Source organism: Rossellomorea sp. FM04394, from assembly GCF_041889765.1.
Classification (GTDB): Bacteria; Bacillota; Bacilli; order Bacillales; family Bacillaceae_B; genus Rossellomorea; species Rossellomorea aquimaris_B.
In genome coordinates, this window is the sequence record NZ_CP168654.1 from 4,408,628 (window position 1) to 4,423,210 (window position 14,583).

17 protein-coding genes are annotated in these 14,583 nt (G+C 39.9%); 4 read left to right on the forward strand and 13 right to left on the reverse strand.

What is annotated here, in order from left to right; all coding sequences use genetic code 11:
• Positions 1 to 11: 11 nt before the first annotated feature.
• The 4 genes from essB to ACCB35_RS22030 form a co-directional block, all read right to left on the reverse strand.
• Complete coding sequence (gene essB / locus ACCB35_RS22015) at positions 12 to 1,322, reverse strand: type VII secretion protein EssB (protein WP_374055310.1); 1,311 nt, start codon at positions 1,320 to 1,322, stop codon at positions 12 to 14.
• A 14-nt stretch (positions 1,323 to 1,336) separates the two neighbouring features.
• On the reverse strand, positions 1,337 to 1,576 hold the full coding sequence (locus tag ACCB35_RS22020) for an EsaB/YukD family protein (RefSeq protein ID WP_374055311.1): 240 nt from the start codon (positions 1,574 to 1,576) through the stop codon (positions 1,337 to 1,339).
• Between the two features lie 79 nt (positions 1,577 to 1,655).
• Complete coding sequence (locus ACCB35_RS22025) at positions 1,656 to 1,949, reverse strand: WXG100 family type VII secretion target (RefSeq protein WP_044340229.1); 294 nt, start codon at positions 1,947 to 1,949, stop codon at positions 1,656 to 1,658.
• Positions 1,950 to 2,472: 523 nt separating this feature from the next.
• A complete protein-coding gene (locus ACCB35_RS22030; protein WP_374055312.1) occupies positions 2,473 to 3,102 on the reverse strand; it encodes a hypothetical protein in 630 nt (209 codons plus the stop codon).
• A gap of 167 nt (positions 3,103 to 3,269) precedes the next feature.
• Here ACCB35_RS22030 and ACCB35_RS22035 point away from each other — a divergent pair, with 167 nt between their 5' ends.
• From ACCB35_RS22035 to ACCB35_RS22050, 4 genes are all read left to right on the forward strand, one after another.
• On the forward strand, positions 3,270 to 3,965 hold the full coding sequence (locus ACCB35_RS22035) for a response regulator (protein ID WP_374055313.1): 696 nt from the start codon (positions 3,270 to 3,272) through the stop codon (positions 3,963 to 3,965).
• A complete protein-coding gene (locus ACCB35_RS22040) occupies positions 3,962 to 4,966 on the forward strand; it encodes a sensor histidine kinase (RefSeq protein WP_374055314.1) in 1,005 nt (334 codons plus the stop codon). The genes ACCB35_RS22035 and ACCB35_RS22040 overlap by 4 nt, the downstream gene beginning before the upstream one ends.
• Positions 4,967 to 5,066: 100 nt before the next feature.
• Positions 5,067 to 5,828 (forward strand): ABC transporter ATP-binding protein, encoded by a 762-nt coding sequence (locus ACCB35_RS22045; protein ID WP_374055315.1) that lies wholly within the window; start codon positions 5,067 to 5,069, stop codon positions 5,826 to 5,828.
• Positions 5,818 to 7,764, forward strand: coding sequence for an FtsX-like permease family protein (locus ACCB35_RS22050; RefSeq protein ID WP_374055316.1), 1,947 nt, complete (start codon positions 5,818 to 5,820; stop codon positions 7,762 to 7,764). Before ACCB35_RS22045 ends, ACCB35_RS22050 begins: the two co-directional genes overlap by 11 nt.
• A gap of 56 nt (positions 7,765 to 7,820) precedes the next feature.
• On the opposite strand, the gene ACCB35_RS22055 is transcribed toward ACCB35_RS22050, so the two are convergent.
• The 9 genes from ACCB35_RS22055 to ACCB35_RS22095 form a co-directional block, all read right to left on the reverse strand.
• The gene (locus ACCB35_RS22055) at positions 7,821 to 7,946 is read right to left on the reverse strand and encodes a hypothetical protein (protein WP_258549627.1); all 126 of its coding nucleotides are present in this window, start codon (positions 7,944 to 7,946) and stop codon (positions 7,821 to 7,823) included.
• Positions 7,947 to 8,060: 114 nt separating this feature from the next.
• The gene (locus ACCB35_RS22060) at positions 8,061 to 8,855 is read right to left on the reverse strand and encodes a hypothetical protein (protein WP_374055317.1); all 795 of its coding nucleotides are present in this window, start codon (positions 8,853 to 8,855) and stop codon (positions 8,061 to 8,063) included.
• Between the two features lie 28 nt (positions 8,856 to 8,883).
• Positions 8,884 to 9,582 (reverse strand): hypothetical protein, encoded by a 699-nt coding sequence (locus ACCB35_RS22065; protein WP_374055318.1) that lies wholly within the window; start codon positions 9,580 to 9,582, stop codon positions 8,884 to 8,886.
• Between the two features lie 11 nt (positions 9,583 to 9,593).
• Positions 9,594 to 10,022, reverse strand: coding sequence for a hypothetical protein (locus tag ACCB35_RS22070; protein WP_374055319.1), 429 nt, complete (start codon positions 10,020 to 10,022; stop codon positions 9,594 to 9,596).
• Between the two features lie 14 nt (positions 10,023 to 10,036).
• The gene (locus ACCB35_RS22075; RefSeq protein WP_374055320.1) at positions 10,037 to 10,738 is read right to left on the reverse strand and encodes a hypothetical protein; all 702 of its coding nucleotides are present in this window, start codon (positions 10,736 to 10,738) and stop codon (positions 10,037 to 10,039) included.
• Positions 10,739 to 10,789: 51 nt separating this feature from the next.
• Positions 10,790 to 12,232, reverse strand: coding sequence for a ribonuclease YeeF family protein (locus tag ACCB35_RS22080; RefSeq protein WP_374055321.1), 1,443 nt, complete (start codon positions 12,230 to 12,232; stop codon positions 10,790 to 10,792).
• Between the two features lie 14 nt (positions 12,233 to 12,246).
• Positions 12,247 to 12,525: a YwqI/YxiC family protein gene (locus ACCB35_RS22085; protein WP_374055322.1), complete on the reverse strand. Its 279-nt coding sequence runs from the start codon at positions 12,523 to 12,525 to the stop codon at positions 12,247 to 12,249.
• A 34-nt stretch (positions 12,526 to 12,559) separates the two neighbouring features.
• Entirely contained in the window at positions 12,560 to 12,910 is a 351-nt protein-coding gene (locus ACCB35_RS22090; RefSeq protein ID WP_044340241.1) for a DUF5082 domain-containing protein, read from the reverse strand.
• Between the two features lie 528 nt (positions 12,911 to 13,438).
• Positions 13,439 to 14,371 (reverse strand): FkbM family methyltransferase, encoded by a 933-nt coding sequence (locus ACCB35_RS22095; protein ID WP_374055323.1) that lies wholly within the window; start codon positions 14,369 to 14,371, stop codon positions 13,439 to 13,441.
• Positions 14,372 to 14,583: the final 212 nt, after the last annotated feature.

A 14,583-nucleotide genomic window follows, 5' to 3' on the forward strand; every position in this document is an offset into this window, starting at 1 on the left:
TAGTTTGTTAGTCAGGATTCTTTTTTATCATCAGCTTTAGCCGGAGGCGTGGAATTCTCTCCATCATTAGCAGCCGGTTTTTGTTCAGGTGTGTTTTTCTCTTCAGTCTGTTGCGGTTCTTCCGTCGTTTCCGTCGTTTCTGCCGGCTGTGATTGCTGCTCTTCTTGCAGAGCCTTCATTTCTTCTTCGTATTCGGCTATTTCACTTTCGATCTCATCTAATTCCTGCTGTCTTTCCTCGCTATCAAGATCTCCGTCAGCCTTGACCTGCTCGCGATACTTAAGAAGCCCAAACAGAATTAAATCCCTGTCCTCCAAGAACCTTGCTGTTTCCAATGCCTCCTTAGCCTTTCCTCTTCCGATATTAATCCAGTACTCATAATAAAGAGGGTCTGATTGAAGAGAGACGGTGTTGCGTACATTCTCTTTTTGGTCTTCCGTTAATGATTCGTTAATAATATAGGAGAGTGCCAGTTGATACTGAGTGACCTTCGGGATTTCATCGATCTCATAAGGCTGAAGTTCTGTTACCACATCACTATACTTATTAAGGAGAAAACTCTCTTGGGCCGCTACAACCCTTTCCTGCTTTGGAAACATAAAGAAAAGAGAATAAATAGAATAAATAAGTGCTGGTATCAAGAGTAATGACACTCCCAGCAGTACATACCGGTTTAGTTTCCACTTCTTCTTACTGACAGTCATGAGGAGGGAATCGGACTTTTTGGCTTCTTTTATAGAGCGGTTTAACACTTCTCCGACATCTTCAATGCTTTCGGCTTCTAAGATATCTTTAGTCATTGGCGACAATTTTAACGTCTCACTGAACTTAATGTAATCATCAAAAGTATATTGGCGATCCACAATAGCTGCGACCATGGCTTTTGTCTGCTTTAACAACAGATCCGCATCTTTTTCGTATGGTGGCAGGCTCTCCTTTACACCATAATGGATAAAGTGTGGAGTCAGTCCTTGGTCAAACACAATATTGTCCGGGCAAATTATGAGATGCAGGCGTGACAAGGTATGATTTCGTACATTTTGTACCAGTTGATAGGCAGACATCAACCGTTCCTTCTCATTCGCCTTTAATTGGGGATAAAAAGAGAAGGAGTCAGGTATGGTATTCACGATGCGTAATTCATCATTTTCCATCGTGATTTCTTTTTGTATGGCCGGGTTAATGTTCTTCAGAAAGTGAATTTCCGCTATTTCGTCCAACTTGATCTTTTCTTTTTGAAAAATCAAAGTCATTCTATTTTCTTTTCTATGTACAACGGCTTCCAGCTTTCCTTGTAGGTATGATCCACTCTTTTGTGACATTCTATTGGTCTCCTTTATAAAATTTCAATTCGATCTCCAGAATGAATTCCTGCATCTATCAACCGTGTGTGACCAGGAATCACTTGTCTTTTATTCACAATCCGAATCCAATAGCCTTCCCTCGGCTCAGCTGTAAGCTTCCGGGATTGCCACACAAGATCAATCAGTTTTTTTACAGTATGATAGTTTGATAACCTAAGATCAAAGCACTTCTCATCATATCGCTCTAAATCAATGGTGATTTCAATATACATTGTCAGGGTTCACCTCATAAGGAAGGAGCGCCACATAATGATAAGCGCTCCTTCAAGTTTAAAATGGACGGGGATAAACTTATCCACGAATTTGATTGGCAATTTGGGCATCTGCATCTTCAAGAGACTTAGCCGTGCTAGTCAATTGAACTGAAATGTCTTCAAGCAGCTGCTGCATTTGCAGGAATGAAGGACGCAGTGTTTGATATTGCTCAGCAAACGCACGGCTTGATTCCCCTTCCCACATACCTTCCAATTCTGAAATCATATTATCCAGGCGTGAGATTTGTTCTCCTACCTGGCTGCTTTCGCCAGTGTAACGGTTAGACATACTAATCAATTCAGCTGGGGTAACACGAATAATTCCTGACATGTAATTCCTCTCCCTTAAATGAAATTGTTGGTGGTAATCATCTATATCAAATCAGAGTACCCAAATAAGAAACAAACCTATGACATTATGTAACTCTTTAATTGAAAGTATAAAGTTTTTCCTTTTATACTAACGTCTACATACTTCCAATATCATACTATTATAAACATACATATAAACACAATTTTTACCGAGAAAAGGAAACTTTATAACTACAGGAATAATCATTTTCAGGTCATTGGATTCATTCTCCACTTTCACTTTTTAGGGAAATAGTATGAATGAGAAAGCTGAATTCAGTCCATTTAAAGTAGAATCCTGTTACTAAAAACAGATATTAGTTACAAGTACTTACTATATATCCTTATTTTTACTTTTATAAACCATTTTTAATAATGATTGGATTATAATGTCATGTTATGAAAGGTGCATTTGTTCATTCAAAGAAACTTACTCCTGTTATACAGGAATAAGTTTCTATAATGAATGATACTACAATAATATCTGTCCATTATTTCATTTTTTAAAGCTCTTCCACACTTTGCTTCTGTTCATTTAGCTCATACGTTACATCATACTGCTCTGCAAGAAGCTTCATGTCCGAATGATAAGCTTCCACCAGCTTGTAGTACTCCTCGATTTTAGCATTGGAATCATTGATCAGGGCTTCATCCTGATTTTCAATCGCCTTTTTTTCGAGAAGGAGTGCATCATAAAAGGTCTGAGTCGCTGTCACGATCCGCTCCGTCATTTCTACAAGCTCAGGGATCTCCGCCTCAATGCCCTTCGCTTCTTCCAGGGCTTTCCCGTAAGCTGGAATGGTGTTGCTGGTCAACTCATTGTAGACGGTTGAATCATCCGTATAGTTGACTCCGGAAACAGAAGCCAGTGACTGGAATGCGACTACTTCGTATTCAGCCACCTTATAGATATCTTCGTTGATGAATTGAAGAATTGCCTTTTGCTTATCGGCGTCCGTCATCCCTTCACTATCCGGGCCATCATTCATCAGTTCCACCTTCTCATTATCTTTCTTATCGCTGCCGGTCTCTCCGGAATCCACTTCCTGTCCCTTATTAATCGAGATCTGCACTTCCCCACATCCACTTAACAATACCACTGTGATCACAGATAACCCTAGAAGCTTCTTCATGATTTAATTCCTTTCTTACGCAATTTGGCGAATTGCTTTTAGAGCTTAAATACCCATTTTTTGTTAAAATAATCTAAATACTTCTAAATAAAACAGTTCCTTTCTTCAGTCATATGGAAAACATATTCAATTTCCTATACAATTTATGTAAACAGCAATATTGTGTGGTGACGAAATTGAAATTATTACTAATCGAAGATGACACAACCCTATTTAACGAAATCAAAGAGAGGCTTTCCCAGTGGTCCTATGACGTATATGGAATCATGGATTTCAATCACGTGATGCAGGAGTTCACCACAGTGAAACCGGATCTTGTGATCATTGATATCCAATTACCCAAATTCGATGGATTTCACTGGTGCCGGATGATCCGTACTCATTCAAATGTGCCGATCCTGTTCCTATCCTCCCGCGATCACCCGACGGATATGGTCATGTCCATGCAGCTTGGGGCAGACGACTTCATCCAGAAACCCTTTCATTTCGATGTACTGATTGCCAAGGTTCAGGCGACATTGCGGAGGGTGTATAACTACAATACAGAGCAGATAAGCATCAAGACCTGGTGCGGGGCAACCGTTGATTTTGAACGTAACACCGTATCCAATGAACAGGGGTCCATTGAATTGACAAAGAATGAAATGTATATATTAAAACTTCTAATAGATCAGAAGAATAAAATCGTCAGCAGGGATGCATTGATGAACAGCCTCTGGGATGACAAACGATTCATCAGCGATAACACATTGACCGTCAATGTGAACCGCCTAAGGAAGCGCCTTGAAGAAATAGGACTCGGCCGCTTCATTGAAACGAAGGTCGGGCAGGGGTATCTGGCCATTGAAGAGGATTCGCCATGATCCGTGCATACTTATGGGAACGGAAAGGCTGGATTTTGTTCGTTCTTGGACTCCACCTGTTATGGATCTTTATCGCCTATATCGATTCGGCCATCCCGTTACAACCGATCATGTATATGGTCTTTCTGTCGCTGCTCTTTTTCACTGTTTTTGTGTTCATCCGGTATCAGAAGGAAACCCGATTCTTCCAGCGTCTGAAAGAATGGGATCATAACCTCAACATTACGGGGGTGGATGCACCGGATACTCCATTTCAAGAAATCGTTTCGAATAGCCTATCAGAGCAGGCAAACCTTTTGAGAAAGACAGCATCTGAGAATCGAATGATGCTCGAACAGGAAAAGGACGACCTTATGTCCTGGATCCATGAAGTCAAAACCCCGCTGACGGCGATGCATTTGATGATTGAACGTATGAAAGACGAACCTTTAAAGTCTCATCTACAATTTGAGTGGCTGCGCATCCACCTTTTGTTGGATCAGCAGCTACACCAGAAGCGTATGACTTTTATCGAGAATGATTTATACATTGAGAACACCGATCTCGAGTCTGTCATCTTTAAGGAAATCAAAACCTTGCAATCCTGGTGTATTCAGAAGGGGATCGGATTTGACATTCAACTCGAGGTCACAAACGTGCTTAGCGATGCAAAGTGGCTGGCTTTTATGATCAGGCAGCTTTTGACCAACGCCGTTAAATACAGTTCTAAAACGGACATTGCCATATCTAGTGCATTAAGAGATGGTAAAGTGACTCTCACCATTCAAGATTTCGGCAGGGGGATCGACTCCAGGGACCTGCCTAGGATCTTTGAAAAAGGATTTACTTCGACCACAGACCACAATGATCACGCTTCTACCGGAATGGGATTATATTTAACCAAAAGAGTTTCAGAACCTTTACTGATTTCTATAGATGTTACATCTAAACGAGGCGAAGGGACCCGGGTCACCCTCACCTTCCCCCAGAAGAATGATTTCGTCCAACTTACAGGCGTGTGACAAAAATGTCACATGCTTTTCTGTTTTGTTCGAACAATAAAAGGAAAAGAAACTTCCTGCTTTTTATAATAAGGGTATCAAATCAAAGGAGTTTTTCACGATGACGATATTAGAAGCAACAAAACTTCATAAAAGTTACGGCAATAAATTCAATAAACAGGAAGTCTTAAAAGGAATCGACCTGTCGATCCAAAAAGGAGAATTCGTGAGTATCATGGGGGCATCGGGTTCCGGTAAGACCACTCTCTTAAATGTCCTATCCTCCATCGACAAAGTGAGTGAGGGTTCGATAAAGATTGAGAACAATGAAATGACGATGATGAAGGAAAAGCAGCTCGCACAGTTCCGAAAGAATCACCTCGGCTTTATCTTTCAGGATTACAATCTGCTCGATACGTTAACGGTGAAAGAAAATATCCTTCTGCCATTGTCCATCACAAAGACACCCAAAAAGGATGCCGATCAGAAATTCAATGACCTTGCTTCAGAGCTTGGGATTCTTGAATTGAAAGATAAGTACCCGAACGAAATTTCAGGCGGACAAAAACAACGTACATCAGCAGCCCGGGCATTCATCCATGAACCAAGCATCATTTTCGCTGACGAGCCAACAGGTGCCCTTGACTCAAAGTCGGCCTCTGATCTCTTAAATAAGCTTAGTGAGTTAAATCAAAAGCTGAAAGCGACGATCGTCATGGTGACACATGATCCCGTGGCAGCAAGCTACTGCAGCCGGGTGATTTTCATCAAAGACGGGCAAATTTATACTCAATTAAATAAAGGCGAACAGGAAAGACAGCACTTCTTCAAGGACATCATGAAAACCCAAGGGGTGCTTGGCGGGGTACAGAATGAACATTAATACGCTCATCTTCAGAAATCTGAAGAAGAACCTCAAGAATTATTACCTTTATGTATTCGCCCTGGTCTTTAGTGTCGCGCTGTATTTTGCCTTTGTCACTTTGCAGTATGATCCATCCATGGATGCAACGAAAGGATCCATCAAAGGCGGCGCAGCTGTTCGTGCCGCTTCCGTTTTACTTGTCGCGATCGTCTCTATTTTTCTTTTATATGCGAATACGCTCTTTATTAAAAGAAGAAGTAAAGAAATCGGGTTATTTCAATTAATCGGCATGACAAAAAATAAAATCTTTCGTATTTTGACGGTGGAGAACTTCATCCTTTATTTCGGATCATTGATACTCGGAATCTTGATCGGATTCTCCTTCTCGAAATTGATCATCATGATTTTATTCAAACTAACCGGAGTCGAGGCAATCGCCACACTCCACTTCTCAAGCCATGCACTTATCCAGACCATCCTTGTTTTCTGTGCGATCTACCTGCTGATCATGCTGATGAACTTTGTCTTTATTAAAAGGCAAAGTATCTTATCACTGTTCAGGGTACGTTCATCGACGGAAACCAAAGTGAAAAAGATGTCCAAGTTCGAGATCATCATCGGGATCCTCGGGATCATCCTGATTGCCTCGGGGTACTATGTGTCTTCCAAATTATTTGGCGGGGACTTCACGACCATGCCTCAGCTGTTTGGAGCCATGCTCTTCATCCTTGGCTCGGTCATAATCGGGACCTACCTGTTTTATAAAGGATCCGTTAGCTTTATTTTTAACGTGATACGAAAGAAGAAAGATGGCTATCTGAATATCAACGAAGTCCTGTCCCTTTCATCCATCATGTTCCGGATGAAATCGAACGCTTTATTGCTGACAATCATCACGACGGTGTCGGCACTGGCTATAGCATTATTGTCCCTGAGCTATATCGGCTATTATTCGGCTGAAAAAACAGCTCAAAATAATGTTCCAACCGATTTTTCATTTACAAATACAGATGACTTCCAGCACTTTAAAGATGCCCTACTGGACAATGGCATCGAATTCAAGAAGGAAGAAATTGAAGTCATTGAAGTATTGGTCAACCTGAAAGGCATTACAGACTCTGAATTTGGAGAACTGAATGGTTCATTGGATGCCATGCAGAACTCGGTCATCAGCGAGAAAGACGTTGAAGGAGTCGATGTAAAAGAGGACGAAACAGTCTTCACAGGATATAGCGACTTACTTCAAAAGGTCATTCCATTGCATGATTCAGGAATGACGGAGCTGAAAGGAAAAACAGAGGTCACCAAGCTCAAGTACTTGGGAATGCGGGATGACTACCCGATTTCATGGTATTTTACAGCAGGGGGATCACCGGTTGTGATCGTAGATGACAATGTATTCAAACGCTTGAAGAATGATCTAGATCCTGCAATACAGAAGGAATCCTCCCTCTACATCGGGGTGACGATTGAACAAGAAAAAGATATCTTGAAAGCAAATGACCTCTTTCATGAATTAAAACTCGACGAAGGATGGGCTAACGATTCACAGTATGATATGAAAGCCGAACAGAAACAAAATATCGGACTCATCATGTTCATCGTCGGGTTCCTGGGTCTCACCTTCCTGATCACATCCGGATGCATCCTGTACTTTAAGCAAATGGACGAAAGTGAGGATGAGAAACCGAACTATACGATTTTAAGAAAACTGGGCTTCACTCAGGGGGACTTGTTGAGAGGCATTCAAGCCAAGCAGCTTTTCAGCTTCGGAATCCCTCTCCTAATCGGTCTCCTTCACAGTTACTTCGCGGTTCAATCCGGGTGGTTCCTGTTCGGTGCCGAAGTATGGACTCCGATGATCATCGTGATGGGTTTATATACGGTGTTATACTCGATCTTTGGTCTATTATCGGTCCTGTATTATAAAAAAGTGATAAAAGCATCGCTGTAATGGAAAGAGCCATCCCTTGGTATGACACCGGGATGGCTCTTTTATGTAGTTCAACGTTACTTCCTTTTCTGGCTTTTCATCTTATTCATTTCAAGCTCGGCAGCATATTCTTCTTGGGATTTCCCTTGTTTGAAGCTTTCAGATTGAATCTTTTTTAGTTTGTTATCATTTTGATTTGGCATGTCCACACCTCCTGTCTTCAGGGTTATTATGGACATGCACGCGAAATTTATTCTTCACTTCCATCTTGATATGTTGATTTATTGAAAGACCACTTTTACTAGAAGGGAGGGATGTTATTTCACTAAATCCGTTTCTTTTACTCTATCCAATACCCCAACGATCTCCCTTACTAATTTATCGCCCGTTGCTTGCTGAGCTTCCAACCACTCAATACCGTTTTTACTCACCATTCTTAACGTCCAATTATAAGAGGGGGATGATAGGACATGAACACCTTCAATATTCCATTCAAGTTTATTTCTATAGAACATCATTAATCGATTCGTATGAATCTTTCTTTGTATTGATCTATTAAACTGCTTAACTAGTAAATGATCCGTTTCAACATTGTTATTTATCGATATCTGACTAAGATTAGATAAAGCTCGACGTTCACAGTACATATGATAATCACTTGGAATTATATACAGGGGATCATTTAATCGAACAGATCGATCTTCGATACCCATCAGCATCCGGGGAAGAATGATTTGTTTCATTGTATAGTCGGGTGACGGGTGCTGAATCACCTTATAGCTCATTTCATTTTCTTTCAGGCATTCAATGACCCGGTCATCACTAAAATAAAAAATACTTTGCTCCTGATGATCTGTTACGATTTCCGCAACCAAATTGCTTCTTGCCAGAACCCACATGGCTTCGATAAATTGATCCTCGAATTTTAATTCTCCTTGGATATAATCCACCAGCCCCATCTTATTGAGCTTTTTGAACATCTTTTCCCATTCTTTTTCCAGTTCATCCTCTTGATAATGAGGAAATGGATTTGTTATTCCTATCAGTACTTTCCCGCCTAACATCTTTACCAGTAAATATAAGTCCTTGCTGGTCACTATCCAATTAGACAATTTTAATCCCCCTTTATAAACCTATGTCTTAACCGAATTTCCTCGATGTTTTCGGTTTTCCGAAATCAGGATAACTCTTTATAACTTTTTCGTAGTTGTTTTTAATGAAAATAAAGCGATGGATATAAGTTGATAAATAAGCTGTTACAATGGATATGACAGAGTAAGCTGTGATCATAGCAATCATATAGGCAGAATCAGTAACCAGATACGACATCAGAAATTGTGCAATAATATATCCAAAACTTGAAGCGGCTACTATTAAAGATACATTAAACTTTGATTCTCCCTTTTGAAGTTTAATATACGCACCTGAATATAGCATTTTTACGTTAATAATTTGTATTGAAGCCAGGAGCAAAATCATCAATAGTATCCCAATTACAAAGTAACTGCTACCTTCAACGCCAATATGCCTATATAAGAACTTCTGAATAACCATAAAATACACAAACGTATTTACAATTCCAAAGACACCAAGGTACAAGTAATAAGACTTTTCAAATTTATAAGGGGCTATTATATAAAAAAGAGCCCAAAGATGGATACATATAATCGGAATAAGAGCGGCCCAGAATAGAGGGGCAAAAAAGGGAATACTCAGGAGCGGCAATAAGCCTACAAAGTCCATGCAAATTAATAAAAATCCGATGACGTTTCTTCTGTTTTCTCTGGGGAACTGCAAATTCTGCAGGTAAAAGGTTGAGACTTCACAATGTTTTTTCATCGATGTTCCTTTTAACCTGTTTTTTTATTTTCATGAATATATGATATGACCTTATTAATATCTTTCGTATAATATAAAACCTGGTTGATATCGTACATTACTTTATGTTCAACGATAAGGTACTCATCGGGATGGATGTTGTTAAAGAACTTTTTCCACTTGTTCCTCTTCTCCATCTTTTTTGTTTCTTCATCTAATTTTACAGAGTCAAAATTGTAGACGGCGTAACTCGGTACTTCAATATTAGTGTCCGGAAATCTATTCTGTAACTCCTCGATCATTTCTTTTTGAGGTTCAATCTCTGTCACTACCACAACGTTTTCTTCTGTTGCATCCAAGATCTTGTTTGATTGATAGTCATATTCTTTATCACTCATTTCTTTTTCTGTGAAAATGGCGATACAATATTTGTTTTCATCTTTTTTCTTTTTCAGGAACATATTCCTCATCCTCCCTATGCATTTCTTCTTAGCTTTTTAGGTAATCCAAATTCAGGATAAATCTTCTTTACCTTTTCAATGTTTCTTTTTATAAAGAAATATTTGTGAATACTCGTTGAAAAGAAAGCTGTAGCTATAGAGAGTAATGAAAAAACCCCTATAATGATAAGTGTTTTCACCGACTCAACAAAAAAGGAAGATAGTATAAACTGTGCTAATACGTAGCCTATACCTGAGGCAGCAGCTATTGGCGAAAGATTAAACGTCTTTTCTCCTTTTTGAAGTCGTGAGTATGTACCTGAATATAGTGAACGTATGTTAATCCAATTCAAGACTACAAGTAGAGAAACACAGATGACCAACCCCATGAATGCAGGTACTATTCCTTCAACTTGAAAAGCATTATAAATAAGTTTTTGAATGACTAAAAAGTATACAAAAGTATTAATCACACCATATACTCCGAAAAAAAGGTAGTATGACTGTTCAAATTTATATGGGGCAATAAGTATTGGAATAGCCCATAAGTGTATGAGGATGACTGGAATGATTCCTGACCAGAATATCAAGGGAATCATTGGTTCACCTAATAGAAAAATGACACCGATGATATCCAAAAATATAAGAAAGAAAACAATTATATTCCCCCTATTTTCTTTGGGATTCTGAAATCTTAAATAAGATAATGTAATCTCATCTATTTTAGCTTTCTTCAAATAAACACACCTCTTTTTAACATAAGACCAATCATACTGAATTCATTGAGTTTAAAACCAAGATCCAACTTTATCAATGATACTTGTGGTCCCTTTTTTAATCGCATCTCCAATTGAATCACCCTCGCCATCACCATCAACATCCATAAATTTAACGTCTGAAAGAGCTGTCGTTACTAGAATCCCTACTCCAGCACCCACTACTGCTCCGACGGCAACCCCCACAGGGCCACCAAATGCTACACCTGCCATGGCTCCAAATTTGGCACCTGCCATGGCAGATGCTGCAATAGATGCACCTGCTATTGCTACATCTCCAGTAACATTTCCAGCAATTTCACTCCCGGACTGTTTATGCTGCACCCCGTGAACGATATCACCAACAACAGTTGTTCCCACGCCTATGTATCCAATTTTGTTTCCAGCCCACTTAAATGACTCTTTGACACTGGTCATGGGATCCACTAGTTTATAGAGCTTTGTATAGTTTGTCGCATTCGTACCTGAATATCTTTTTCTATTAATTTTGTATAGTTCCGGCTTATCTACCTTTAACCTCACTCTATCCTTACCTTGTGCGGTAGTATAACTGCTTTTCGTCACACCAAAACCTTTTCGGGCAAGGTTCACACCCTTCGCAGCCCCATACCCGGCAGCAGTCGCAATCCCCAAATTCGTCGCTGCATTAATAGGCTGCTCCCGCCACTGATCAAAGTTGATTCCCAACGTTGGTGTAGGGTCCCATTCAGGCTGCAGTCCATTCACGGTATCTGCCGCTTCCACGCCGTTTTCGACAAATCGGGGATTGTTGGTCAGCTCGAAATAAGGGTTTGTCGACCCGCTCTCAGCCTTATATTGAGGGTTGTAACAGCTATTGGGCTGATACGTATCGATTGAGATTTTCCCGTTGGAGAAGAGACCTTGAATCTGGTGAATGTATTGGTTCATCGTGTGGACATCCTGTTGGATTGGCTCTAGCTTAGCAGACTGACTTTGATCAAACTGGTGGAGTTTTTCGACGGTTTGATCTTTTTGCCGCTTCGCAACGTGAACCTGTTGAAGGAAAGAATCGTCCTGTATTCTTGGTAATGAGACGATATCCTGAACACTTTGAATCGTTTCATTGGACTCACTTGTTAAGTCCATGACAACATCCCTGCCCCGATTTAATCCATTTTCCACATCGTGCTGCAAAAAGTTTTCCTGTATATATCCATTTTGGGCTGGCTCCAACCCTTGTAGTTCATTTTTAATGGCTTTCAGTGTCGATTCATATGTTGTCGCCATTTGCTGATAGAACTCCAGGAAGGATTGATGGGAATCCTGGTAGAAAGCCCGTATCGATTGCCCCGCTTTTCCTTTGAAAGAGGCATCTTGAGAAATAAAGTCATTTATGGCTGATTCGATTTCAATCATCTGTTCTTTTTGCTGGTTTACCTTTCGAAGGACTTGTTCTAATCCTGACTCCAAAGACATGACATCCAGTGTTTTCATCCCGATTTCTCCCCTTACCTGGCTTTGATATGTGAAGACAGTTCCTGGTCGGCATCCGCCATATCCTGGACAGCCTGTCGTGTCAATCCTTCATTTCGGATAAGCAGTTCTTTATAACTCTGTACCATTTGTTCCATGCTCTGGTTCAACTCGTTCAATTTTGTTACTACTTCCAAGTGATTTTCAAGACCAATGTTACTAGGTACATTCGGTTGAAGAGACTCTGCAGTGGATTTCATTTTTGAAAGATGATGGTCTATCTCACCTTGTACTACCCTGATTTCATTACCCATACAAGCTACCTCCCGCTCTATTTAATCCATTAATCTATTCAGCTTTTGCTTCTGCCTCAGATTCCAATCTGTGAATGGTATGTTCAATCGCCTGGATTTCACTTCGTATGGTCTGCATCTTACTGCTCAGCATAGAGAACACTTCACTGAACTGGTTATTTTCAATATCTGTAAAGTAATGAAGCATTCCTTCAAGTCTTATTTCATCAAATGTATTTGCAAGTGTACCTTGCCAGGTGAATGCTGATAATTCAGGATTAGTGATGGATTCACGATAACTTGCAAATTCCTGTTTGTTCCCTTGAAGTTTGCTTTGACATTCCTGAAGTCTTTGAAGGTGTTCACGTTTTTCCCTCAACACCCCGTAGTAATAAAATAAAGACAAGAACCTTCACCTCACTTAAGCTCTAATACTCTGATTTATAAAATTTTTCCAATCTTTTTAACTATAACACGGATGAAATTGTGTCAGAATGATAGAATCTGTTTATTTTTAACGGGGGGTAAGTGATTCCTATTACCTATTTCATTTATTTGCTTCAATTTCCTTTGAACAATGAACCATATGAACTACTTGTTAAGTAGCACATTTTCTGTAAAATGAAACCTGTTTATTAGTGATTATTTTCCAATGAACTGAAATTTTCTTTACAAAAGCGTCTTTCAAGGCAGAGGCTGGACCGGAAGTTCGGAGCGGCAATCATCATGTTCTTGAATCAGGGAAAATCCGTTTCATGAGAGTATGTTGTTTGGAGTCTCGAGAGAAGAAGCGGGTACGTTTTATGAGTGGTATCAAAATAAATCCGTCTAGAATCGAGACGGATTTATTTTGGTGCTTCCAAATTCAATTCAGGGTGGGTTATCACCTATCCTATCGTGATTGAAGAAATCCACCCCTGGATGAGATGGGACTTCACACATTGTGCAGATGCATTCGTTCGATAAATGATTCATCGCTTACCAATAAAAAATCAGTATGAATATAATCCGTTCCAAACAAGTTTTTCAGGTCCATGTGGTTATAATGGTCTGCCTTTACCAGACTATGGTCTTCCTTATATACGTAGATCGTAAAGTACGTTTGTAGAAACAAGAGAAACGCATCCACACTGATACCCAGCTTTTCAATGTACTCGCTATTAAACTCAATAAAGCCAAGAATCGACTTACTTGTTTTGAATAAGTTGGTCATCCCTCTTAATACAAACGCTTCATATCCTTCAACGTCCCCCTTAAAAAGGACTGTTTCATATGTTTGATCACGGCAAATGGTATCAATGGTGATGGACTGGACAGGTATTTTTTCTATTAACTTATGAGAAGGCTCATAAGTGGCTGAAGAAGTACCTGACCAATGCCGATCGACAAAGAAAACCGTTTCCTCATTGTCTTTATCAGAGGCGATTGCGTTGTAGATTGTTATTTGTGACCGGTTAGGGTGAACTTCTTTGGATTGTTCAATAAACGGTATTAAGCGGCTGTTCGCTTCAACGCCTATTACCTTGGTTTCAGGTGAATATTGAATAGAGAAGATACACTCCCCATAATTCACCCCTACATCTATCACCAGGTCGGGATTCATTTCCTTGACTGCCACAGACCAGAATCGTGCGAGGCGTTTTTGGGTCACCCCATTGCTGATCAGCAGCGCCCTTCCGCGATTTTCCTCGGAATCTATATAGAGAACCGTGGAACTGGGGAGTGTTAACGTTTTAGGCAGCTTTTTTATATTCAACGTTTTGTACTTTACTAAAATGCCTACATCAATGATAAATTTCCAAGTCTTCGGATAGTTTTCCCATACCCGCATAAGAAAAGGCTTTCGAATAGCAGCATTCCACTTCATGTTTGACACCCCTTTTAAGAAACGTGGTTTACAGGTATACATTCTTAGAGGTCAGTGGAAAACCCTTTATAACGGGGCTTTCTTCATGAAATCTTTACAAAAGGAGAAAGAAATTATTTTTGACTATCCGTGATAATCTCCTTCCTTTAAAACTATATTGTGTTAATGGATATAGATTTTCATTGTCTTGGTTTGAAATTTTGCAGGGAAGA